Source organism: Paenibacillus apii (assembly GCF_011043685.1).
Taxonomy (GTDB): Bacteria; Bacillota; Bacilli; order Paenibacillales; family Paenibacillaceae; genus Paenibacillus_AQ; species Paenibacillus_AQ sabinae.
The window spans coordinates 283183-305742 of the sequence record NZ_JAAKGU010000003.1 but is presented as its reverse complement, the minus strand read 5'-3'; the positions used below and the strand labels follow the sequence as shown (position 1 = coordinate 305742).

At 51.2% G+C, this 22560-nt stretch carries 23 protein-coding genes and 2 tRNA genes; 17 read left to right on the top strand and 8 right to left on the bottom strand.

Going from position 1 to position 22560, the window contains the following annotated elements:
- Positions 1–29: 29 nt before the first annotated feature.
- Complete coding sequence (locus G5B47_RS09780; protein ID WP_165097557.1) at positions 30–2174, top strand: Tex family protein; 2145 nt, start codon at positions 30–32, stop codon at positions 2172–2174.
- Positions 2175–2349: 175 nt separating this feature from the next.
- Here G5B47_RS09780 and G5B47_RS09775 read toward each other — a convergent pair whose 3' ends face one another.
- Both G5B47_RS09775 and G5B47_RS09770 read right to left on the bottom strand, forming a co-directional pair.
- Positions 2350–3330 carry an S-layer homology domain-containing protein gene (locus G5B47_RS09775; protein WP_165097335.1) on the bottom strand — a complete coding sequence of 327 codons (981 nt, stop codon included), beginning with the start codon at positions 3328–3330 and terminating at the stop codon, positions 2350–2352.
- Between the two features lie 96 nt (positions 3331–3426).
- Positions 3427–3984 carry a hypothetical protein gene (locus tag G5B47_RS09770; protein ID WP_165097333.1) on the bottom strand — a complete coding sequence of 186 codons (558 nt, stop codon included), beginning with the start codon at positions 3982–3984 and terminating at the stop codon, positions 3427–3429.
- A 219-nt stretch (positions 3985–4203) separates the two neighbouring features.
- Between G5B47_RS09770 and G5B47_RS09765 the strand changes: the two genes are divergently transcribed.
- Complete coding sequence (locus G5B47_RS09765) at positions 4204–4674, top strand: RpiB/LacA/LacB family sugar-phosphate isomerase (RefSeq protein WP_165097331.1); 471 nt, start codon at positions 4204–4206, stop codon at positions 4672–4674.
- Between the two features lie 231 nt (positions 4675–4905).
- Here G5B47_RS09765 and G5B47_RS09760 read toward each other — a convergent pair whose 3' ends face one another.
- Entirely contained in the window at positions 4906–5208 is a 303-nt protein-coding gene (locus tag G5B47_RS09760) for a hypothetical protein (protein WP_165097329.1), read from the bottom strand.
- Between the two features lie 165 nt (positions 5209–5373).
- On the opposite strand from G5B47_RS09760, the gene G5B47_RS09755 reads away from it, so the two are divergent.
- Positions 5374–6045: a DUF2642 domain-containing protein gene (locus G5B47_RS09755; protein ID WP_165097327.1), complete on the top strand. Its 672-nt coding sequence runs from the start codon at positions 5374–5376 to the stop codon at positions 6043–6045.
- Positions 6046–6158: 113 nt separating this feature from the next.
- Here G5B47_RS09755 and G5B47_RS09750 read toward each other — a convergent pair whose 3' ends face one another.
- Entirely contained in the window at positions 6159–7514 is a 1356-nt protein-coding gene (locus G5B47_RS09750) for an arsenic transporter (RefSeq protein ID WP_165097325.1), read from the bottom strand.
- A gap of 306 nt (positions 7515–7820) precedes the next feature.
- On the opposite strand from G5B47_RS09750, the gene G5B47_RS09745 reads away from it, so the two are divergent.
- The 3 genes from G5B47_RS09745 (at position 7821) to G5B47_RS09735 (ending at position 11533) form a co-directional block, all read left to right on the top strand.
- Positions 7821–8567: a DeoR/GlpR family DNA-binding transcription regulator gene (locus tag G5B47_RS09745; protein WP_165097323.1), complete on the top strand. Its 747-nt coding sequence runs from the start codon at positions 7821–7823 to the stop codon at positions 8565–8567.
- 3 nt (positions 8568–8570) lie between these two features.
- Entirely contained in the window at positions 8571–9485 is a 915-nt protein-coding gene (pfkB, locus tag G5B47_RS09740; protein WP_165097321.1) for a 1-phosphofructokinase, read from the top strand.
- Between the two features lie 68 nt (positions 9486–9553).
- Positions 9554–11533, top strand: a complete 1980-nt coding sequence (locus G5B47_RS09735) for a PTS fructose transporter subunit IIABC (RefSeq protein WP_165097318.1) — start codon at positions 9554–9556, stop codon at positions 11531–11533.
- A 145-nt stretch (positions 11534–11678) separates the two neighbouring features.
- On the opposite strand, the gene G5B47_RS09730 is transcribed toward G5B47_RS09735, so the two are convergent.
- Positions 11679–12233 (bottom strand): CGNR zinc finger domain-containing protein, encoded by a 555-nt coding sequence (locus G5B47_RS09730; protein WP_328804502.1) that lies wholly within the window; start codon positions 12231–12233, stop codon positions 11679–11681.
- Positions 12234–12377: 144 nt separating this feature from the next.
- On the opposite strand from G5B47_RS09730, the gene G5B47_RS09725 reads away from it, so the two are divergent.
- Entirely contained in the window at positions 12378–12872 is a 495-nt protein-coding gene (locus G5B47_RS09725) for a DinB family protein (protein WP_165097316.1), read from the top strand.
- A gap of 229 nt (positions 12873–13101) precedes the next feature.
- On the opposite strand, the gene cmpA is transcribed toward G5B47_RS09725, so the two are convergent.
- Together cmpA and G5B47_RS09715 are read right to left on the bottom strand one after the other, a co-directional pair.
- The gene (cmpA, locus tag G5B47_RS09720) at positions 13102–13218 is read right to left on the bottom strand and encodes a cortex morphogenetic protein CmpA (RefSeq protein WP_090834029.1); all 117 of its coding nucleotides are present in this window, start codon (positions 13216–13218) and stop codon (positions 13102–13104) included.
- 143 nt (positions 13219–13361) lie between these two features.
- Positions 13362–13721, bottom strand: coding sequence for a hydrolase/acyltransferase (locus G5B47_RS09715; protein ID WP_165097314.1), 360 nt, complete (start codon positions 13719–13721; stop codon positions 13362–13364).
- A 129-nt stretch (positions 13722–13850) separates the two neighbouring features.
- On the opposite strand from G5B47_RS09715, the gene G5B47_RS09710 reads away from it, so the two are divergent.
- On the top strand, positions 13851–14339 hold the full coding sequence (locus G5B47_RS09710) for a SprT family protein (protein WP_165097553.1): 489 nt from the start codon (positions 13851–13853) through the stop codon (positions 14337–14339).
- A gap of 44 nt (positions 14340–14383) precedes the next feature.
- Here the strand turns inward: G5B47_RS09710 and G5B47_RS09705 are convergent, their stop codons facing one another.
- On the bottom strand, positions 14384–14812 hold the full coding sequence (locus G5B47_RS09705) for an Lrp/AsnC family transcriptional regulator (protein ID WP_165097312.1): 429 nt from the start codon (positions 14810–14812) through the stop codon (positions 14384–14386).
- 130 nt (positions 14813–14942) lie between these two features.
- Between G5B47_RS09705 and G5B47_RS09700 the strand changes: the two genes are divergently transcribed.
- From G5B47_RS09700 to ald, 9 genes are all read left to right on the top strand, one after another.
- A complete protein-coding gene (locus G5B47_RS09700) occupies positions 14943–15704 on the top strand; it encodes an MBL fold metallo-hydrolase (protein ID WP_165097310.1) in 762 nt (253 codons plus the stop codon).
- Positions 15705–15939: 235 nt separating this feature from the next.
- Positions 15940–16015, top strand: a tRNA-Asn gene (locus G5B47_RS09695).
- 7 nt (positions 16016–16022) lie between these two features.
- Positions 16023–16114: transfer RNA gene (locus G5B47_RS09690), tRNA-Ser, on the top strand.
- Positions 16115–16650: 536 nt separating this feature from the next.
- Entirely contained in the window at positions 16651–17556 is a 906-nt protein-coding gene (locus tag G5B47_RS09685; RefSeq protein WP_042209145.1) for a branched-chain amino acid ABC transporter permease, read from the top strand.
- Positions 17557–17568: 12 nt separating this feature from the next.
- Positions 17569–18534 (top strand): branched-chain amino acid ABC transporter permease, encoded by a 966-nt coding sequence (locus G5B47_RS09680; RefSeq protein WP_165097307.1) that lies wholly within the window; start codon positions 17569–17571, stop codon positions 18532–18534.
- Positions 18503–19285, top strand: a complete 783-nt coding sequence (locus G5B47_RS09675) for an ABC transporter ATP-binding protein (protein WP_165097304.1) — start codon at positions 18503–18505, stop codon at positions 19283–19285. The genes G5B47_RS09680 and G5B47_RS09675 overlap by 32 nt, the downstream gene beginning before the upstream one ends.
- 5 nt (positions 19286–19290) lie before the next feature.
- Positions 19291–19992, top strand: a complete 702-nt coding sequence (locus G5B47_RS09670) for an ABC transporter ATP-binding protein (RefSeq protein ID WP_165097301.1) — start codon at positions 19291–19293, stop codon at positions 19990–19992.
- 71 nt (positions 19993–20063) lie between these two features.
- Entirely contained in the window at positions 20064–21263 is a 1200-nt protein-coding gene (locus G5B47_RS09665; protein ID WP_165097298.1) for an ABC transporter substrate-binding protein, read from the top strand.
- A gap of 136 nt (positions 21264–21399) precedes the next feature.
- Positions 21400–22533, top strand: a complete 1134-nt coding sequence (gene ald / locus G5B47_RS09660) for an alanine dehydrogenase (RefSeq protein WP_165097295.1) — start codon at positions 21400–21402, stop codon at positions 22531–22533.
- Positions 22534–22560: the final 27 nt, after the last annotated feature.

Below are 22560 nucleotides of genomic sequence, written 5' to 3'. Positions count from 1 at the left end.
AGGAAGCGGCGCGCCGGGAGCGGCAGACGATGATCAGCCAGATCGCCAGGGAGCTTGGCCTGTCGGAGAAGCAGGTAGGGACGACCGCGGGGCTGCTGGACGAGGGCAATACGATCCCGTTTATCGCCCGGTACCGTAAGGAGATGACCGGAGAGCTGGACGAGAACGCGCTGCGGGATATTGAGGAGCGGCTCAGCTATTTGCGCTCGCTCGGCGAACGCAAACGCGAAGTCATCCGGATCATCGAGGAGCAGGGCAAGCTGACCGGCGAGCTGCGGGAGCAAATAACGAAAGCGGTCAAGCTCCAGGAAGTGGAAGACCTATACCGGCCGTACCGTCAGAAGCGAAAGACCCGGGCGAGCGTCGCCAAGGAGAAGGGGCTGGAACCGCTGGCCGACTGGATCCTGGAGCAGCGGCGGGGCGCAGACGAGGTAGCCGAGGCCGCAAAATATATCGATGCCGAAAAAGGCGTGGAGTCAGCCGAGCAGGCTCTTCAGGGCGCGCAGGATATTATCGCTGAAGCAATCGCCGATGACGCGGCGGTCCGGGCCTGGGTGCGCCAGTTCACGGCGTCGCAGGGCGTTCTCGTCTCCGAAGCGAAGGACAAGGAGCAGGAATCCGTATACGAGAACTACTACAACTACCGCGAGCCGGTTCACAAAATGCCGCCGCACCGCATCCTTGCCATCAACCGCGGGGAGCGGGAGAACGTGCTGAAGGTGGGCATCGAGGTGGATACGGCGCGCGTTCATGCTTATATCACCCGCAAGCTGGTTAAAGGGCCGTCCCCGGTCAAGGACCTGCTGGAGGCCGTGGCCGAGGATGCCTACAAGCGGCTGATTGCTCCTTCGGTGGAGCGCGAGGTGCGCGGGGAAATGACCGAGAAGGGCGAGAAGCAGGCCATCTCGATCTTCTCCGGCAACCTGCGCAGCCTGCTGCTCCAGCCGCCGGTCAAGGGACGCCGCGTCCTCGGCGTCGACCCCGCGTACCGCACCGGCTGCAAGCTGGCGGTCGTCGACGAGACCGGCAAGCTGCTGGAGGTGGCGGTAACCTATCCGACGCCGCCGAACAACAAGAAGCGTGAGGCGGCGGAGAAGTTCAAGGAGCTGATCGCGAAGTACGGCATTCAGCTCATCGTGATCGGCAACGGCACCGGCTCGCGGGAGACGGAGCAGTTCACCGCCGAGACAATCGCCGACATCGGCGACCCGGAGCTGGCCTACCTCATCGTCAATGAGGCCGGGGCCAGCGTGTACTCCGCCTCCAAGCTCGCGCAGGAGGAGTTCCCGGATCTGGATGTGGCGGAGCGCAGCGCCGCATCCATTGCCCGCCGCGTGCAGGACCCGCTGGCGGAGCTGGTCAAGATCGAGCCGAAGGCGATCGGCGTCGGGCAGTACCAGCATGATGTATCGCAGAAGTATCTGGACGAGAGCCTGAAGGCGGTGGTGGAATCGGCGGTTAACCATGTCGGTGTGGACGTGAACACCGCATCGCCGTCGCTGCTCTCCTACGTGGCCGGCATCAATTCGACCATCGCCAAGAATATCGTGAAGTACCGCGAAGAGAACGGAAGCTTCAAAAATCGCAAGCAGCTGCAGAAGGTGCCGCGCCTCGGCGCCAAATCGTTCGAGCAGTGCATCGGGTTCCTCCGCATTCCGGAGGGCGAGAACACGCTCGACCGCACCCCGATTCACCCCGAATCGTATGACGTCGTCAGCCGATTGTTCAAGGAGCTTGGGCTTGAGCTGGCGCGGATCGGCAGCAAAGAGCTGGCGCCTGTGCTTGCCGTACAGAACCCAGAGGAGCTGGCCGCGAAGCTTGACGTCGGCGTGCCGACGCTGCGCGACATTCTGGAGAGCCTTCAGCGTCCCGGCCGCGATCCGCGTGAGGAGCTGCCGCCGCCGATCTTCCGCACCGATGTGCTGAAGATCGAGGATTTGGCGCCCGGCATGGAGCTGCAGGGCACGGTGCGCAACGTCATCGACTTCGGCGCCTTCGTCGATATCGGCATCAAGAACGACGGGCTGGTGCATATTTCCCAGCTCAGCTCAAGCTTCGTCAAGCATCCGATGGACGTTGTGTCCGTAGGCGACAATGTAACCGTATGGGTGCTCGGCGTCGACCTGAAAAAAGGCCGGGTCAGCCTGACGATGCGCCCGCCGCGCGCTGAATAAAAAGGCCAACCAGAGGACTCTGGTTGACCAGTAATACGAAACCTCCAAGCCACCCCGGTCCAACCTGTTAGACAGGTTCGGCCGGAGTTGGTCTGGAGGTTTTTATTTGAGGTATCCGGCCCGATAAAAGAAGGTGCCGCCGCTGCATCCCGCAACGCAAGCTTTACGCGGCGTCTTAGAGTTGCGGGTTATCGGGCTCCGGCGGCGTATACGAACCGGGAAGCGGCTTTGCGCTTGCCGTGTAGCCTTCCGGCAGGTAAGCAACGGCTGTCGCCTTGGAGATGACCTGCGGATATATGCCCGATCCCGGATTGGTGATTTCATAATAAATAACGGCCTTTTGTCCGTCGCCAAACTCGATTCTCGCAATCGTCAGGCCGTAGCCCGGATTGGGCAGATTGCCGACCGTCACCGAGACTTTGTTCACGCCGTCCGCTATCTTTTCCACTTTGAGCTCTGCGGCCGGGTTTGTGCCGGTGGAATCCTCTCCGCCGCCAATCGACCCCGTCATGCGCTCCACGAAGGCTCTTGCATCATGCACCCAGGCGGCCGCCTCCGAGCGGGTAACGGCGTCATCCGGACGGAACTTGCCACCCGGCTCCAGCGAAATAATGCGCATATTAAGCAGCGTCTGGAGACTGGCGTCCGCCTCCGCGCTCAGTTTGCCGCCATCGGCGATATTGAAATACATCTTCGTCACCGGAAAATCGCCCTTGGCTCTCAAGGCCGCATCCAGCAGCTGCGCAAAATGGGCGCGGGAAACCGCCGCATTCGGAAGGAGCGTCTTGTCAAGCGGCAGGCCGTTCTGTACGGCGATCAGGAGAGAAGGGGCATACCAGGACTTGTCGTCGACCTTGGCAAAATAATCGCTGGCCTTGGACGGACTGCCCGGCACCGGATTTTGCTTTAGGGCAAGTCCGCTAACGATCAACTGGACAGCTTGGCCGTATGTCATTTTGGACTTGGGAGCAAAAAGCTGGCTGGTCACTCCGTTAATCACCCCGGCTTCATGCAGTGCATTGATTTTAGCCTCCGCCGGATCACCTTTCAGGTCGGAGAAAGCGAACGCCGACGCTCCGAAGGATACCGAGGCGGCCAAAATGCCGCATGCTATGGTCATTTTTTTGGCGCTGTGCCTGAATGTCTGTATATTCATGATTATCACCTCTTATCCTTCTAGATGCCCCATTACGCCAAAAAGTTGCAGGCAGATTCAGGTTTGTCCAAAAAACAGCCCCGGCCGTCCCATTTTCTATTTGATTTTTATTTTCTTATCACCGGCCAATGTGTGGAAAATGATCTCCTTCTCACTAAGCCACTCAGGATCATCCATTCCCAGAACTTGCTCGGCCGTTTGGTAATCTTCAAAATTCAGAATTTGGTCTTGATATTCTTGACCCTTCATTTTTTTCATTAGTAAACCGAACAATGACTTTTTATAAAATTCATAAGTATATGAATATTCTCCCATAGAAGCCATGCTGTACTTGACAATAAGAGTTTGTGTTTCTTTAGGAGATTGAAAATAATCATATTTATATTCGGAAAGTGAATAATAAATAAGGGCGAACAACAGGAATATAGCTAGAAAGAATCCTGATATGATTAAGGTATATATTCTTTTAAGCAATATCAAAATGATAACGAAGAAAACAACATTGTATAGCAACAAGAAGAACTCCGGTGGCTTAAACAGCGGCCTTAGATAATAGTTATTTAGGTGCAACAGAAACAATGCGATATCCGTTAATAGGAGAAGGCTTAGACACATTAATGCCCTGTTTTTATTGGTGGCCGGCTTTTCTTCCATCCCTGTAGCACCCTCCTTATTTTATCTTCCCCATGTAGCATAGACGATTTCTCGATTGAAATGATCACAATAATTTAACTGAACTAGAAAGTTTTACTTTTTTATATATAGAACAATAATCTTGAAGCCCGCTGCTGGAAATCTCTGCAACGAAGCGATAAGATAGAGAAGTTCACAAGTAGTATCGTTGAGAATAAATGAAATGGGGGCGTTTCACAAATGAAGATTGCGGTAGCCAATGATCATGCGGGGTATTCCTTGAAAGAGGAAGTAAAGGCTTATCTGATCAGTCAAGGGCACGAGGTTCTGGATTTCGGGACGGACAATGAGGAAGCTTGCGATTTGCCCGATTATGTATATCCTGCGGCTTTGGCCGTAGCGGATGGAAAGGCGGACCGCGGCATATTCGTCGACGGTGTGGGCTATGGAAGCGCGATGATCGCCAATAAAATTCACGGGCTATACGCGGCGGTGTGCCAGGACCCGTTCTGCGCGGAGCTGGCGCGTTCTCACTCCGACACCAATGTGCTGTGTATCGGCGCCAAAATTATCGGCTCGGCGATCGCTCTGGAAACCGTCCGCGTGTGGATGACGACCGATCATTTGGGAGATGTTGAGAAGTACAAGCGGCGCGTGGACAAGGTCGTTGAAATCTCGGAGAAGCATTTGAAGAAATTGTCCGAAATCTAAGAACTCGGGCTTCGGCCGCTTTCGGAGACCTTAAGCCCATTGCTTCCCGAAAGTGGCCGGCATTCTTCACCTGAGCCAGATCCTGTTTTTCCCCTCTAAAATCCCCTGATTGTTTCTGCTTATAGATTATTCCTGATACAAAAAATATCGTATTTCTCCTAAATTATTCAGGTGAGTACGATATTTTTTATACAATTTAGTATTTTCGCGGAATCTCTCACTGACTATGCATTATACAAGATTGATATTCGAAAAATTCGGAATGATAATTAACCGGCCTCTTGCCGGCTGAGTCCCCGGAACGAAGATCCCTACCGTTTGAATATTACCTACTTCCACTGCAAATTCCGTATGCGGACCAACATCAAACGTGAGGGTAGAAGCATTATATCGAGTAATAACAAGCTGAACGGCCGCGTCTTTGCTTTCGTTCTTCAACTCCACCAATGCATCAATTCCAGGGGGGATTTCTTCTATAAAATAACCCTGCCCAACGCCAGCGCCCTGATCGAAATGCAAATCTAGATGTTTCATTCTTTTGACTCCCTTCCAATGTGATAATGTATAGTATTCCTTTCTATGAAGTTCTGACTAGTTTATTTGACTATTATTTAAATAAGTGGTTAAAACAACCAAAACCTTTACCTATTAAGTACATATATTTACATTAACTCATCTATAATTAAGGAGAGATGCTGCATGAACTTGCTGAAGGATCTGTTAGGCAAACAAGTTATTGCAATGGTTTCGGGATTGCTCCAGCCTTTGGAAGGGACCTTGATAGATTATGGACCGGATGTTGTAATCATTAACAATGGAGTCAAATACCTGTACATTCCGGCTGCCCACATTAGATTTTTAATGCAAAATACACAAGCTGCCTCCGGTCCGGATCATGTTGACCAATCCCTCCCTTCAAGTCAAGATACGATCTCCCTTCGGCCGCTTGTGGAGAATAGCAAGGGTATTTTCACAGAAATATATATTACCGGAGTTCATGTGCTTCATGGGTACATTCAGAATATACTGGACGATTATCTTCTCTTCTATTCCCCTGTTTTTGATACCATACTCGTTCGTATGAAGCATCTTAAATATATGATCCCTTATCCTGCCAAAGTTGTCCCGTATGCTCTGAAGAAAGATGAGCTCTTGTCCAATCTTTCTGCTGTATCCGTAGAGCCTGACTTCAACCGGCAGCTTGAAAATATGGTGGGGAATTTCATCGCGATGGATATGGTTAACGATCCTCAGAAGGTCGGATTACTAAAAAAAGTTCAGGCCCCCATGTTTGAGCTTGTCACTCCGAACGGTGAAAGTATATTTGGACTGATAGACCATATTCAGACCGTAAACTTTCCAAGAAAATAAAGAGCTTCCGTTACTCATTTGAGTTCCGGGCAACCTGTGCCAAGAAACAAGCTTCAACCGTTGATATTGCTGGATTTAACGGTTGAAGCCCCACATCTTTTTCGTATTGGCATTCAGCTAAAAATCAGTTGAACCCAATAGTACAGCAGAAACAAGGTGACTATGGTTGTAAGCGGAATAACAATCAGCGTGACGTGTAAATAATCTTTCCATTTAATTTTAATCTTCTTTTGTCTAAGGATATGCATCCAGATAAGAGAGGCGAGTGTTCCAATAGGAAACAGCAAGGAACCCACATCGCTGCCTATAATATTTGCAAGATAGATCGTTTTTAGCGTTACCGGATCAAGATTCATTTTTGTTAGAGTAATAGTTCCGATCATCAAGGCAGGATGATTATTAAAGACGTTTGATAGAACGGAAACCAATCCGCCCATAATCAAGCTTGCGTGCAGTAATCCTTGAGAAACAATGGGAGTACATACTTTTATCAGGAGTGTTATCAGTCCGGCATTCATAAGCCCGTAAATAATAACGTACATCGAGAAGGCGAAGACCAGAATATGCCACGGAATTTTCTTCAGTATATCGACGGGATTCGTACCCAGTTGGTACCATCTCCATACAAGTAAGCAGATCGAACCCGATACCGCCACCCATTCAACGGGTATGGAGAAGAAGGAGGCAACAAAAAGGAGGCAGCGAAGTGCAAAGACAAACAGTAATATTTTCAACATGAACAGGCTTCGTTTTCTCTTGGTTTCTACTGAAGTTTTTCCCTTTAGCGGATGGAAGTTTGTAGTGAAGAATTGCTCCTCCAAATCATAAGCTGAGGTTGGCAATGTCTTTGGCAATCTCTTTTTTAATACAAGAAACATTAGTAACGACATGAACAATAATCCGATTATGGCTGGTATAAACATCATGGCTGTATACATAAACAGGCTCATATTAACAATTTTCAATGCAATTAAATTAACAATATTACTTACCCCGATAGGAGCGCTGGAAGCTGTTGCGATCAAAGCTCCACTTAATAGATAAGGAATCATTTGATGCGGTTTTAGCCGCAGATTTTTTAACAGTAATATTAATATAGGGGTCGTAATCAGGATGCTTCCGTCATTGTTAAATAATAGGGTCATCAAAAAACATAGCATCTGAATGTACCAATATAAGCGATAACCGGAGCCTTGACTCATAGTGGCAAGTCTTACAGCGGCCCAGTTGAAAAATCCGAAGCTTTCCAATATGACCGCCATGATAATCGTTGCCATAATGGTAATGGACGCCCCGCCGATTTTATGGATAATGTCTGCAACATCACTGCCAGATACGATTCCTGTAAGTAATATTAGTCCAGCCCCAATGGATGCCGGCCATGCTTCATTTATACCTCCAGGCCTCCAGAAAATAGCGAACATAGTCATAATGAAAACAAAACCTGTAAATCCGATGTCGAATGTCATAACTGCCCTCCTTCATGCCTTGTAAAAATAAGGCAACGCTGCATTTCTTCTAATTAATATATTTATATTCAATCCATTTTGGTAGGAACTGGTTGTTGAACCAAACATTAAAATATATACTTTCAAATTGCGATTTCGAGAGAATCCGCATTTCCGAAGTTTGTTAGATTTACCTTTAAAAAAAGTAAGCGTTCACAATATTGCAATATTTACCTAAAAATATTGGAGGTTTTTGAGGGAATATGAATAATAATGATTGTTTTTTGCTGGGGATATGATACTATATGGTCAGGTGGAGGAATGAAAATGCTTACAGAGGAACGCTGCAGGTTAATAATACAGCGCTTACAAGAAAAGGGCGTCGTTAAAATCCAGGAGCTTACGGAAATGCTCGAAGCTTCGGAATCGACGGTGCGGAGGGATTTAATCGATCTGGAGAGCCGCAATTTGCTGAAGAGGGTGCATGGCGGAGCATCTTTGGTAGCCAACCGAAGCCAAGAACCCGGCATGGAGGAAAAAACCTTCAAAAACATTCAGCCCAAAAACGTTATTGCCCGTTTGGCCGCGAGCCAAGTGCTTGATGGTGAATGTATTTATCTGGATGCGGGAACAACTACGTTAGCCATGATTCCCCACATTAACGCGAAGGGCATAACCGTCGTTACCAACGGCTTGTCCCATGTCGAAACGCTTGTAAACAAGCGTATTACGAGTTATCTTCTCGGAGGCATGATGAAAAGCCACACCAAAGCCGTTATCGGAAGCATCGCATTTCAAAACATGGACAATTTTCGTTTCGATAAATGCTTTTTGGGTACAAATGGCGTAGATGCGGAGTGGGGGTTTACGACACCTGATCCCGAGGAAGCGCTGATCAAGAGACGGGCCCATCAGTTATCCGCCGCAACCTACGTGCTAGCAGACTCCAGCAAATTCGGCGAGGTTGCTTTTGCCAAATTGTTCGATCTGCATGAAGCTACCGTGATAACGGAGGCCGTACCAGAGAGGCTTCGCCAATCCATTGCAAGTAAAACCAAAATAATTGAGGGATGATTGATGATTTATACTGTGACGCTTAACCCTTCCATCGATTACATCGTGGAGGTTGAAGATCTGAAGCTTGGCGACTTGAACCGGATGAAGCGGGATTTGAAGCTTCCCGGCGGCAAAGGGATCAACGTATCCCGCGTTCTGGACCAGCTTGGGGTGGAGAATACGGCTCTGGGCTTCCTTGGGGGATTTACCGGCCGGTATATCGCCGACAAATTGCGTGAAGACTCTATCCAAAGCGATTTCGTATTCGTGGCGGATGACACCCGGATCAACATCAAGCTCAAACATGGGGACGAAACGGAGATTAACGGACTTGGGCCGGTCATTCGTGACGAGGAGGCACAGCAGCTTCTGGATAAACTGTCCCATCTGCAGGAGAATGATATCGTCATTTTGTCGGGCAGCGCGCCTCCATCGCTCGGAGGGGATTTCTATCAGAAGCTTATCGAGGCCTGCGGACAGTCCGGTGCGGAGTTCGTCATTGATACTACCGGTAAGGCTCTGATGAACGCTCTGGTTCATAAACCGCTGGTGGTAAAGCCGAATCATCACGAGCTGGCAGAACTGTACGGGGTTACAATTAACTCTATCGAAGAGATTGTCACTTACGGCCGCAAGCTTCTGGAAGAGGGCGCCAAGCATGTGCTGATTTCCATGGCGGGCGAGGGAGCTTTGCTTATTACTCAAAATAACGTATACCGCGCTACTGTACCGTCCGGGACGGTGAAGAATTCCGTAGGCGCGGGGGATTCGATGATAGCCGGATTTGTCGGCACGCTGTTTCTTACCGGAGACCCGATTGAGGCTTTCCGCGCGGGAGTCGCTTCGGGAAGCGCCACTGCATTTTCCGATGACCTGGCAACAAAGGAGGAGATCGAGCGGCTGCGTCCGCAAGTTGAGATCGTCCCCCTTTCATAAGCCGGATCGTCATAGGACAGGGCGTGCGACAAGCACATTTTAAAGAATTTACAGGGAGTTGAACTGATATGAAAATTACAGATCTGATGATTAAGCAGACTATGATCATGGACCTGAAAGCTACAACCAAGGAAGCTGCAATCGATGAATTGATTGCCAGCCTTTCCGCAAACGGCCGGATTAACGATCCGGTCCTGTTTAAGCAAATGATTCTGAAGCGTGAAGAAGAATCCAGCACGGGCATCGGCGGCGGGATTGCCATGCCTCACGCCAAGACAAAAGCCGTCAATGAAGCGACGGTTGTATTTGCAAAAAGCGCCGGCGGCGTGGAGTTTGAATCTTTGGACGAAGAACCGGCGTACCTGTTCTTCATGATCGCCGCTCCGGAAGGCGCTGCCAATACGCACCTGCGTACACTTGCCGCCCTTTCCCGGCTGCTAATCGATGCTGAATTCATCGACAAACTGAAGAATACCAAGACGCCCGATGAAGTAACGGCGCTCTTCGACGCCAAACAGGAGGAGCAAGAAGCGGCCAAAAAGGCGGAAGAGGAAAAAGCCAAACGGGAAGAAGAAGCAAAAGCAAAAGCCGAGCAGCCGGCTGGTATGATCGTCGGCAATCCGAGCAACTTGGAAGCGTTTGTAGTCGCAGTTACCGCGTGTCCCACAGGTATTGCGCATACATTCATGGCCGAAGACGCTCTTAAGAAGAAGGCAAAAGAACTGGGTATCAATATCCGGGTAGAAACCAACGGTTCCGAAGGCGCGAAGAATGTACTCACGTCCGACGAAATCCGGCGGGCAAGCGGTGTAATCGTAGCGGCTGACAAACAGGTTGAAATGGCCCGGTTTGACGGCAAGCCGCTGCTGCAAAGACCGGTAAGCGACGGCATCCGCAAGCCGGAAGAGCTGATCCGCAAAGCGGCTGCAGGCGACGCCCCGATCTACCGCAATGAAGGCAAGGCCGCTTCGGATGCGGCGCCCGCAGGCAAGACCAGCGTCGGCAGCAAAATTTATAAAGATTTGATGAACGGTATCTCCCACATGCTGCCGTTTGTTGTCGGCGGCGGTATTCTGCTCGCCATCTCCTTCTTGTTTGAGCAAGTGGCAAGCGTGGATAATCCGATCGTTAAGCTTCTGCAGACCATCGGCGGCGGCGACGGAGCGTTCCACTTCCTGATTCCGATCCTGGCCGGCTTCATCGCAATGAGCATCGGGGACCGTCCGGCGCTGATGCCAGGTATGGTCGGCGGATTTATGGCTGCTAGCTCCAATGCCGGTTTCCTTGGCGGTCTTGCCGCCGGTTTCCTGGCCGGTTATATTGTGATCGGACTGCGCAAAGTGTTCGCGGGCCTGCCCAAGACGCTTGACGGCCTCAAGCCGATTCTGCTCTACCCGGTATTCGGTCTTCTCGTGACCGGCGCCATAATGTTCTATCTGTTCGATCCTGTATTTAGCTGGATCAATGAAGGCCTCATCAGCGGTCTGAACAACCTTGGAACCGGCAACGCCGTTCTGCTTGGATTGATCCTCGGCGGAATGATGGCGATTGACATGGGCGGTCCTTTCAATAAAGCAGCTTATACATTTGCCATTGGCGTCTTCACATCCAGCGGCAACACGAACGGTTTGATGATGGCGGCTGTTATGGCCGGCGGTATGGTTCCTCCGCTTGCCATCGCGCTGGCAACCACGCTGTTTAAGAATAAATTCACGGAAGACGAGCGTAAATCCGGCTTAACGAACTATGTGCTCGGCCTGTCCTTCATTACCGAAGGCGCGATCCCGTTTGCGGCAGCTGATCCGATGCGCGTTCTGACTTCCTGTATCCTGGGTTCGGCTATTGCCGGAGGATTGACTCAGTTCTGGCAGATCAATATCCCGGCTCCGCACGGCGGTATCTTTGTAGCTGCGCTCGCGAACCACGCGCTGCTGTTCCTGTTGTCGGTTGCCGTCGGCGCGGTTGTCTCCGCACTCGTGTTCGGGTTGTGGAAGAAGCCGATTGAAGCGAAGCAAGTGGAAGTAAGAGCGGAGCGCTCTATCGTATAATAGAACATCAATATGAGGGCAGTCGCCTCAAATTGAAGCAACGGCCTGGGAGATCCAGGCCGTTGTTTTTTGGCGTTTATTTTCGGATTACCTAAATTACCGGTACCGACAGATCCATTCGCGGGATTTAGAGTATATCCTTTCTTTACTGCTCTGCTTTCTTCTTCCGGGCCCGGAATCTTCGGACCTTCATCAGATTGCCGCAGGCTTTATCGTCGCAGTAGCGCTTGGAACGGTTGCGCGTATCGTCATAGTAAACCCAGAGACAGTCGGGATTGTCGCAAATGCGGAATCTCGCCTCTTCTTTTTCCGCCAGCGCCGAGGCAAAAGAGGCGGCAATTTCCGCCATCACTTGCTCCCAGTCAGCCCGCATCGGCAGGAGCGTCACCGTCATTCGGCCCTCTTCGTCCAGTGCCGCCTGCCGCGTTACGGGACCGGCCGCCATGTAGGGGTTCAAGCGCTCCGGCAGACCGTCAGGCGTACCGCCGTCCACAATTTCCCGGACCGTATCAAAAAGACAGCCTCGAAGCTTCTTGAGCTCCTGCAATTGTGCGGAGTCCGCAGGGATGGCAGGGAGTCCATGAGCGGTTAGCCAGGACTTAAGCCACTCCGGATCTTCCAGCCGGTCCCGTTCCTTGGATTTGTCCCCGGTTCTCCAATCCCGCCAGTAGCTGTTAATAAAGTCATCCCACAGCATCATTGATCCTTCCTTTCCTACAGAAATATTGTAACAGTTAAAACTTAGTTTTGCTAGTTACTTGAACTTGGATCAGGTATATGCTACATTCTTGATGTAACTATTGTTCTTGTTATTGCTGGTTACCATACTTGGAGGAGGCTCATCATGCAAAATAAAATTAGCGAGGTTCTGCTTCAAAACTGGGATTATGCGATGGATCAGGAGGATTGGTCGCCGCCGCTGAAGGATGCGCTGGGCGGCGTAAGCAGCGAACAAGCGCTTTGGAAGCCGGAGGGAGAAGCCGCCAACTCGATTTGGGAGACGGTCAACCATCTGACTTACTATAAGGAACGGCTGCTGCACAAGCTGAAGGGTCTGCCCAAGCTGCCGAATGCGGAAAGCAACGACGATACGTTCACGGTAACGGAGAGCGGCGAAGATGCCTGGGAACAGGCGGTTTCCCGCCTTAAGAAAGTCCACGCCGATCTGCGTGAAGTTATTGAGGCGCTCGAAGAAGGGGCGTACGACTGGGGAGGCTCTGGGCATGCTCCCGGAGAAGAGGTCATGAGTCTTATCCTGCATGATGCCTATCATACAGGCCAAATTGTGCTTGTCCGCAAGCTGCAGGGCTCCTGGCCGTCCAAACGAAGCTTCGGATAGTCTGCCTTGTACGGATGCTTTTCAAGCCCGCCAGCTCTCGTCTTCCGGGTCTCAACGGGATTATGGGGGGAACGGCGGTTTGTTTCATATTTGAGCAGGTTTCTTCAGAAACAAAATCCATCCCTTCGAAAGAAGAGATGGATTTTAATGAGGATATTCATAAGGCTTGCCGGAATGGCTTACGGGCCGCGTTTCTTGGTCGCAAGAGGCCAACCGGACGGACTTAAGCCTAGCGCTTGACAGCGGAATCCCGGTAGAAGAACCAGCATTCGTTCAGCAGCTTGATCTGCCGCCGGTCTTTTTTGTAATAAGCTTTCATTAGCTGATGGCTGAGCCACTGCGGCAAGAGAACCCCTCCTCTGCATGCTTAGGTATGTTAACATATGTGCGGAGGTGGGTAATGGTGCGCCTTTAAGGTGAAGATGAATGCTGCCGCAATCGGCTCCCGGGAAGTCTTTTTCCCAATAAAAAAATGATGAGTGACGCTGACTACTGAGCCCGCTCCTCCTCTTCTTCATACCACTGCTCAAGCTGCGCCTGCAGCGCGCGGATTTCCGTCAGCAGGGAGATAAGCGGATAGTTCTGCTCCTGGATAGCGGCGAAAGCGTGCTCCAGCCGGTTGATATAATCGAGCCCGGATTCGAGGGAATACTCTTCGCGAAGCAGCTCCAGGGAATCGCATTCGGCTACCGCAAGCGGCAGATCCGGCACGTTCTCGGCCGTCAGCTTGTCGATCTCTTTATTCAGCCTAAGATTGAGCGCGCTTAGCTGGTACGCGTAGTCCTCCGGCATTTCCACGAATTGAAGCTCCTGATTTTGCTGCAAAATTACATACCGCATTTTCGGCATTGTCATTCTCCCTCCGTCCTTGTCTTCCTTCTTGAAGTGTAGCGTATGCGCAAGTTACAATTCAAGTACAGATTACAGCAAGCGCCTGAAGAGCGTGTTAAAGAAACGGAGCCGCCAAAAATCATGAGCATGACGAACGAAGAACTGCAGCGATGGATTGAGCGGGTGTCGCGGGAAAGCTTCGGATTGCCTTTTCGCCACAAAGCGTCGTTTAACAGCCGGCTGTCCTCTACGGGAGGACGCTACTTTATGAAGAGCCATAACATCGAGATCAATCCCCGCCAGCTTGCGGCGTACGGGCCTGAAGAGACGGAGAAGATCATCAAGCATGAGCTTTGCCACTACCACCTCCATCTGGCCAAAAGAGGATACCGCCACCGGGACGCTGACTTCAAGGCGCTGCTCGCCAAGGTGGGAGGAAGCCGGTACTGCCAGCACCTTCCCGGAGCCAAGACGAGAAAGCCGCTGCCTTACCGTTACAAGCTTATATGCCAGCAGTGCAGCACGGAGTATCTCCGCAAGCGCAAGGTAAATCCGCAGCGCTACCGCTGCGGGAAATGCGCCGGTCCGCTGAAGCTGGCAGTTATTGATGAAGCCGGGGGCCAAAGAGAGGCATAGCTGGAGAGCGGGAACTGCCAACCGGCTGGCGAGCTAAACGTCGCTTACTTGATCCGGCCGATGTCCAGGCTCACCTTATAGTTTCCATACTTAAGCAGCCGGTCGAGCAGCTCGTTAAGCCGCTGCGGACTTTGCGTGCGCGCCCGCATCCAATAACAGCCCTCGCCGCTGACACGGTATGCCTCTTCAATCTCTTCCTCGGCTTCAACGAACTGCAGGAACGTCCGGTGGGCGCCGCCTGAATTCAGGAACACGGTAATCAAGGCGTGTACGTGAAGCCCCAGCTTTTCCGGATTCCAGCCTACCGAATATCCCGTAATGACGCCGAGCTCCTTCATCCTGCGGATTCGCGCCCCCACAGCCTGCCCGGTCATATGAACCGTCCTTCCGATTTCCTTATGGCTAAGTGTGGAGTCCTGAATCAGCTGCCGCAGAATGAGCAGATCGGTCTCGTCTATAAGCGCTTGGCTCATCTTTAGGTGATTCCTTTCCAAATGAAAATAAATACGCAGTAATCCTTTCACGGCATCATGTACTCCAGCCAGCGAAAAATTATACTCTTAATTGTAGCAGAACTCATGTAAAAGAAGGAGTGCATCCCTTATGAAGCTGCAATTGATAAGACATGCAACGCTTTGGCTGGAATATGGCGGGTTGACCTTCCTGATCGATCCGATGCTTGGTAAACAGGGCGCCTATCCGCCGATCATAAACAGCGGAAATGAACGGAGAAACCCGCTCGTCGGCCTCCCTGGTTCAGTGGATGAATGGCTGCGTCCGGACGCCGTCGTCGTGACCCATCTTCACAATGACCACTGGGACCCCGCTGCGGCGTCTCTGCTGCCTAAAGACGTTCCGCTGTTCTGCCAGAAACAGGATAGGAAAACGCTCGAATCACAGGGCTTTACCGCGGCCGTTCCCGTTGAACAGGAGGCGGAGTTTCAAGGAGTTCGCATCATACGGACCGGGGGAAGGCACGGCACCGGAATTATCGGACGGAAGATGGGGCCGGTATCCGGCTTTGTGTTCCGGGCGCCTGGCGAGCCTGTGCTCTACATCGCAGGAGATACGATCTGGTGCGATGAGGTGCGGGAGGTGCGGGAGGTGCTTGACTGGCACCGGCCGGTGGTTGCGGTCGTCAATGCGGGCGAAGCGAGGTTCGCGGCCGGATGCCACATCACCATGGGCGGACAAGATATCGCGGCCCTGCGCGGCCATGCTCCCGGAATGCAAGTGGTAGCCGTCCACATGGATGCGATCAACCACTGTCTGCTGACCAGGGATAAACTGCGGGAAGGGCTTGAGAAGGAAGGTGAGCCCGGCAGCGTCCTCATTCCGGCGGACGGGGAGCAGCTTTATTTTTAAGCTTGAGAGGAAAAGAAGAGGCGACGCAGGGGTGAGGTTGAGGAAGCGGTATTCGGGCGCGTGTTCCTTCAGGTCTTTCGGGGAACATTAATTTTATCGGATCAAGGATGACTCCTCCTGAGCCATGAAAGCCGGCGCTGCCCTTCGCCCTTCGTAAGCGATTTCCCAGGTTTTGGCCCGCTCTTGACTGTAAGGTGAAATCATGATAAATTAGGTTTTGTTCACATTAAAACGTTCCCTGATAGCTCAGTTGGTAGAGCACTCGACTGTTAATCGAGTTGTCACAGGTTCGAGTCCTGTTCGGGGAGCCATTTTCTTGGAGAGATACCCAAGTGGCTATAAGGGGACCCTCTGCTAAGGGGTTAGACTGCGTAAGCGGTGCGAGGGTTCGAATCCCTCTCTCTCCGCCACATTTCTTCAGAAATGTGCGGCTGGTTTTTAATATGTTGTACACGATACATATATAATAGAAGAAAGAGCTCCCGAGAGGGGGCTTTTTTTTATATCTAAGCGGGTGTTCGTCTTAGGGAAGCGGACCGAAAAAGCACAGCTGATTCATGGCTATGGAAGGAACAAGTAATTATGCAACCAATTAACTCTTTAATATTTTGAAGGAATAGTGCTTTAAAGAGAGAAATGTTATATTAATTGCTACAAAATAAAGCTTAATATTCGTTTAGATAAGAAAACCCCACTTAAACAGATCTTGATCATTCTCCATTTTCCTCGCTTATTCTCTGGATTTTTAACAACTCGTCACACTACATAACCCAATACTTACAATTGTTGTTAGAGAATATGACACTAAATTTCGAAATTTCTTGGAATCCATGAAAATCTTAGTGACGAAAAAAAGGACATATGTTAATATAGGTAACATCATTAAAAAGAAAGAAATGAAAGAGAGAAGAGGGAAAGACAATGAAAAAGGGAAAAGGGGATGGCGATGGAGTATTTTATTCAGCAGTTAATTAACGGGATTTCCGTAGGCAGTATTTATGCGCTGATCGCCCTGGGCTATACCATGGTTTACGGAATTATCAAGCTGATCAACTTTGCACATGGGGATGTGTTTATGGTTGGCTCGTTTATTGGTCTGTTCAGTGCCAAATATCTGGCATCAGCAGGGCTTCCACCGGTTTTGGTCCTGATCATATCTCTGATTTTTTCCATGACGGTCAGTGCGCTGCTTGGCATCACAATTGAACGTCTTGCCTACAAGCCGCTGCGCAAATCCACACGGATTGCGGCGCTGATTACGGCAATCGGCGTATCCTTTTTGCTGGAATATACCGGGGTGCTCGTGCTTGGGCCGCAAGCTCAAGGTTTCCCTGACATTATGGCGAAGAAGCAGTACCAATTGTTCGGGACTTCCATCCAGGTGGAATCGAACCAGGTTATGATTTTGATTACAACGATTATTCTGATGATTATTTTGCAATACATCGTACGTTATACCAAGACCGGTAAAGCGATGCGGGCGGTATCGTTCGATATGGAAGCGGCGCGTCTGATGGGGATCAACGTAGACCGTACCATTTCGGCAACCTTCGCTATCGGCTCGGCGCTTGCGGCAGCAGCCGGAGTAATTTTCGGTATGACTTACAACTCTGTTGATCCGCTGATGGGCGTTATGCCGGGACTGAAAGCTTTCGTCGCTGCGGTGCTTGGAGGCATCGGCAGCATTCCGGGCGCGCTTGTGGGCGGCCTGCTGCTGGGAACGGTAGAGACGGAAATTTCCTCGCTTGGATATTCCTCCTGGCGTGATGGCGTAGCCTTTGCCGTATTGATCCTGATCCTTATCTTTAAACCATCCGGGCTGTTCGGCAAGAATGTCCGGGAGAAAGTGTAGGAGGGGAACGGCGTGAAGATAAATAAAAAATTCTGGCTGAGCATTGTCCTTGCCTTGGTTTTATATGGGGTTGTACAAATTCTGCTAACAACAGGAGCTCTTAATGATGTTTACAAATCGATGTTTCTTCTGATCTGCGTTAACGTTATGCTGGCGGTATCCCTCAACCTTATTAACGGGATTACCGGACAGTTTTCCATCGGGCATGCGGGGTTTATGTCCGTTGGCGCATACGTTTCGGCCATTTTGACGCTTGACTATGATGTTCCATTCATTCTTACGATTCTTATTGGCGGTTTGGTGGCGGCGGTTTGCGGCGTGCTGATCGGAATGCCTACGCTGCGGCTGAATGGTGACTATTTGGCAATCGCGACACTTGGCTTCGGGGAAATCATCCGGATTATTATGCTGAACACGGAATACGTAGGCGGCGCTTCGGGCCTCAGCGGAATTCCGGCGAAGACGACATGGACCATCATGTTCTTCTTCACGTTGATTACGGTTGTTCTGATCAATAACTTTATCCGTTCCACTCACGGCCGGGCCTGTATCGCCATTCGCGAGAATGAGATTGCGGCGGAAGCTATGGGTATCAACACAACGCTGTACAAAATCATCGCCTTTACACTCGGCGCCCTGTTCGCTGGAATGGCCGGAGGACTATCGGCTCATACGTTCTACGTTATCACGCCGGGCAGCTTCAACTTCCTGAAGTCGTTCGAAATTCTCGTTATGGTCGTTCTCGGGGGACTGGGCAGCACGGCCGGCTCGATTGTCGGCGCCGTCTTCGTAACCCTGCTGTATACTTACCTGCGGGATTTCCCGGAATGGCGCATGATCATTTATTCGATCGTTCTGATTCTGATGATGATTTTCCGTCCGGGCGGTCTGCTTGGAAGCACGAGATTTTCACTCAAGAAGTTCGGCAAAAAGGAGGCGAAGGCAAATGGCGGCATCAGCGACAGCAGTGCTTCTTGATGTTAAGGAAGCCAGCCGTTCCTTCGGGGGACTCAAGGCGCTCAGCGAGGTTTCTCTTCATATTAATAAAGGTGAACTGATTGGTCTGATCGGACCGAACGGTGCAGGTAAAACGACGCTGTTCAACCTGCTGACCGGCGTATATCCTCCTTCTACAGGCAACATTATGTTGGGTAACGAATCCGTCGGCGGTATGAAGCCGTACCGGATTAACCGCAAAGGGGCGGCACGTACTTTTCAGAATATCCGCCTCTTTACTGCAATGACAGTACTGGATAACGTCAAGATCGCTTTTCATCAGCACGCCAAACACTCGATGTTCACCTCCATGCTTCGTTTGCCGAATCATTTCAAGGGTGAGGATGCGATTACACAGAAGGCGCTTGATATTCTAAAGATTTTTAATCTTGACGATCAAAGTAAGGAATTAGCCGGCAATCTCAGTTACGGCAACCAGCGGCGTCTGGAAATCGCGCGGGCTCTTGCGGCTGGACCGAAGCTGCTGCTGCTCGACGAGCCGGCAGCCGGTATGAATCCGAACGAGACGCATGATTTGATGAATCTCATTGCCTGGATCCGCAAGGAATTCGACCTTACGATTCTCCTTATCGAGCATGATATGTCGCTGGTTATGGGTGTCTGCGACCGGATTTACGTATTGGACCGCGGGATGCTGATTGCAAATGGCACACCGTCCGAGATCCGGAGCAATCCCAAAGTTATCGAAGCGTATTTGGGACAGGAGGCGTAAAGGCTATGCTTACAGTACAAGGAATCAATGTTTACTACGGAGCCATTCACGCCCTGAAGGACCTCAGCATCAACGTCAATCAGGGAGAAATCGTTACGCTGATCGGAGCCAACGGCGCCGGCAAATCGACGCTTCTCAAGACGCTCTCGGGATTGCTTAAGCCGAAGACGGGAAGTATTGAATTTCTGGGGAAATCCATTACGAACCAAAGCGTGCAGGGGATAGTCAAGCAGGGATTGATTCACTGCCCTGAAGGTCGGCGCGTGTTCGCAAATATGTCTGTAGAGGAGAATCTGGAACTCGGGGCTTATTTGCAGGATTCCAGCAGTCTGGCAGCTGATTTTGAGAAGGTGTACAGCACCTTCCCCCGTCTTCGGGAACGCAAAAAGCAGCAAGCCGGAACGCTTTCCGGCGGCGAACAGCAAATGCTCGCCATGGGGCGCGCCATTATGGGGCATCCGAAGCTGCTTCTGCTGGATGAACCGTCTATGGGCCTTGCTCCGCTTCTGGTGCAGGATATTTTCAAGATCATCCAGGAAGTGAACGCAGCCGGAACGACCGTACTGCTGGTTGAACAAAATGCGCATCAGGCGCTCAAAATCGCCCATCGCGCTTATGTGCTGGAAACCGGCAGAGTCGTACTGGAAGGAGACGCCAAGGAATTGGCCGATTCGGAAGAAATCAAGATGGCTTATCTTGGGCACTAATACAGCTAGCACTAATCATGGCATCACAGAACCAACATATAAATTAAATTATCTGGGAGGCTGGGAGAACAATGAAGAAAATCGGGGCCATTATTTTGTCGACTGTGCTGACTGCCGTATTGGCAGCAGGCTGCGGCAGCAACAACACAGAGAATAGCGGAAATTCCGCAAGCGGCAGCAATTCTGCTGGAGACACGATCAAAATTGGAGCTGACCTTGAGCTTACCGGGGGCCAGGCTTCCTTTGGCGACTCTGCTCTGAAAGGCGCTCAACTGGCAGTTAAGGAAATCAACGATGCGGGCGGTGTGCTCGGCAAGAAGTTGGAGTTAGTTGAAGCCGACAACGCCTCGAAATCCGAAGAAGCAACGCAAGCTGCGCAAAAGCTGATTACCACCGACAAAGTTGTAGCGATCATTGGCGCAACGACTTCCACCAACACATTGGGTATCGTACCGGTTGCCCAGGAGAAACAAATTCCGCTCGTGAGCTCCTCTGCTACCAACCCGAAAGTAACGGTTGACGAGCGTACCAAAAAAGTGAACGAGTGGGTCTTCCGCGCTTCCTTTATCGATCCTTTCCAAGGACAGGTTATGGCTAACTTTGCAAGCAACACGCTTAAAGCCAAAACGGCTGTTATCTACACGGATACGTCCAGTGACTACTCTAAAGGTCTGCAAACCTTCTTTGAAGAAACATTCACAAAGAACGGCGGACAAATCCTGAGCAAAGAGTCTTACCAACAAAAAGACTCTGACTTCAAAGCTGTATTGACACGTATCAAAGCAGCTAACCCGGATGTTATCTACCTGCCTGGCTATTATGAAGAAGTCGGCAAAATCCTGAAACAAGCACGCGAAATGGGCATTACGGCTCCGTTCATGGGCGGCGACGGCTGGGATTCTCCGCAGCTGGCTGAAATTGCAGGCGCGGCAGCTCTGGACAACACTTACATGTCTAACCACTATTCGCCGGAAGATACCGCTCCAGAAGTTAAGACCTTCGTTGACGCGTACAAAGCGGCCAACAGCAATGCAGTACCGGACGGCATGGCAGCCCTTGGCTATGACGCTGTTAAGCTGGTAGCTGATGCCATTACCCGTGCAGGAGCGGCTGAACCGGCCAAGATTAAAGACGCCCTGGCAGCGACCAAGGATCTGCAGCTTGCGACTGGCAAAATTTCGATGAACGAATCTCATGACCCGGTTAAAGCGGCTGTCGTACTGAAATTTGTTGGCGGCAAGCAAACGTTCGAAACCAAGGTTAATCCGTAAGCAAGTTTGATTTGATCTCTCTTTCGTAATAGACAATGCATTTTCCAAAATATCGCTAGGCTGCTCGGGAAGCCGCTCCATACGTAATGGGGCGGCTGTCCTGCTATCTTGCCATATACGAGAAGGAGGAACAAGCATGATTGTCGGCATACCGAAAGAAATCAAGAACAACGAAAACCGGGTCGGGATCACGCCGGCGGGAGTCGAAGCGTTAAAAAAAGCTGGCCACACCGTGTTGATTGAAACTTCGGCGGGAACCGGCAGCGGATTCGATGATTCGGAATACCGGGACAAAGGAGCGGAGATTCTGTCCTCTGCTTCAGAGGTCTGGTCCAGAGCGGAGATGGTGATCAAGGTGAAGGAGCCTCTGCCGGAAGAGTATGGCTTCTTCCGCCGAAATCTGATCCTGTTCACGTATCTCCATCTGGCTCCAGAGGCGGGACTTACGAAGGCGCTCGTGGAAAGCGGCGTTGTTGCCGTTGGTTACGAAACGATCCAGCTTGAGGACGGCTCCTTGCCGCTGCTGACGCCCATGAGCGAAGTTGCGGGGCGGATGGCCGTTCAGATCGGGGCAGGACTGCTGGAGAAGCCGCATGGCGGCAAAGGCATCTTAATGGGCGGCGTTCCGGGAGTGAAGCCGGCAGAAGTCGTAATCGTCGGGGGAGGTGTGGTCGGCACCAATGCGGCAAAGGTCGCGATCGGTATGGGGGCCAGAGTGACCATCCTAGATTTGAACGCGAATCGGCTGCGGGAACTGGACGATATTTTCGGCGGCCGGCTGATCACGATTATGTCGGATTCCTATCATCTTGAAGAGGCGGTTCGTAAAGCCGATTTGCTGATTGGCGCCGTGTTGATTCCAGGGGCCCGTGCGCCGAAGCTGATTAAGGAATATATGGTCCGGCAGATGACGGAAGGCTCGGTAATCGTTGATGTCGCTATCGACCAGGGAGGCTCGATCGAGACGATTGACCGCATTACGACTCATGAGAATCCAACCTATATCAAGCATGGGGTTGTTCATTATGCGGTGGCAAATATGCCGGGAGCGGTTGCCCGGACCTCGACGCTTGCTCTGACCAATGTGACAATTCCTTATGCGCTGCAGATAGCGAATTTAGGCATACTCGAAGCGGCGGAGGGGAATACCGCGATCGCTCGCGGCATCAATGTGGCGGCCGGGCATGTCACCAATCAGGCGGTGGCCTCAAGCCTGGGCTATCCGCATGCAGACGGATTGGAAGCTTTGAAGGAGACGGGACTCTTTTAAGTCACGACTTCATCTTTCTCCGCGGGA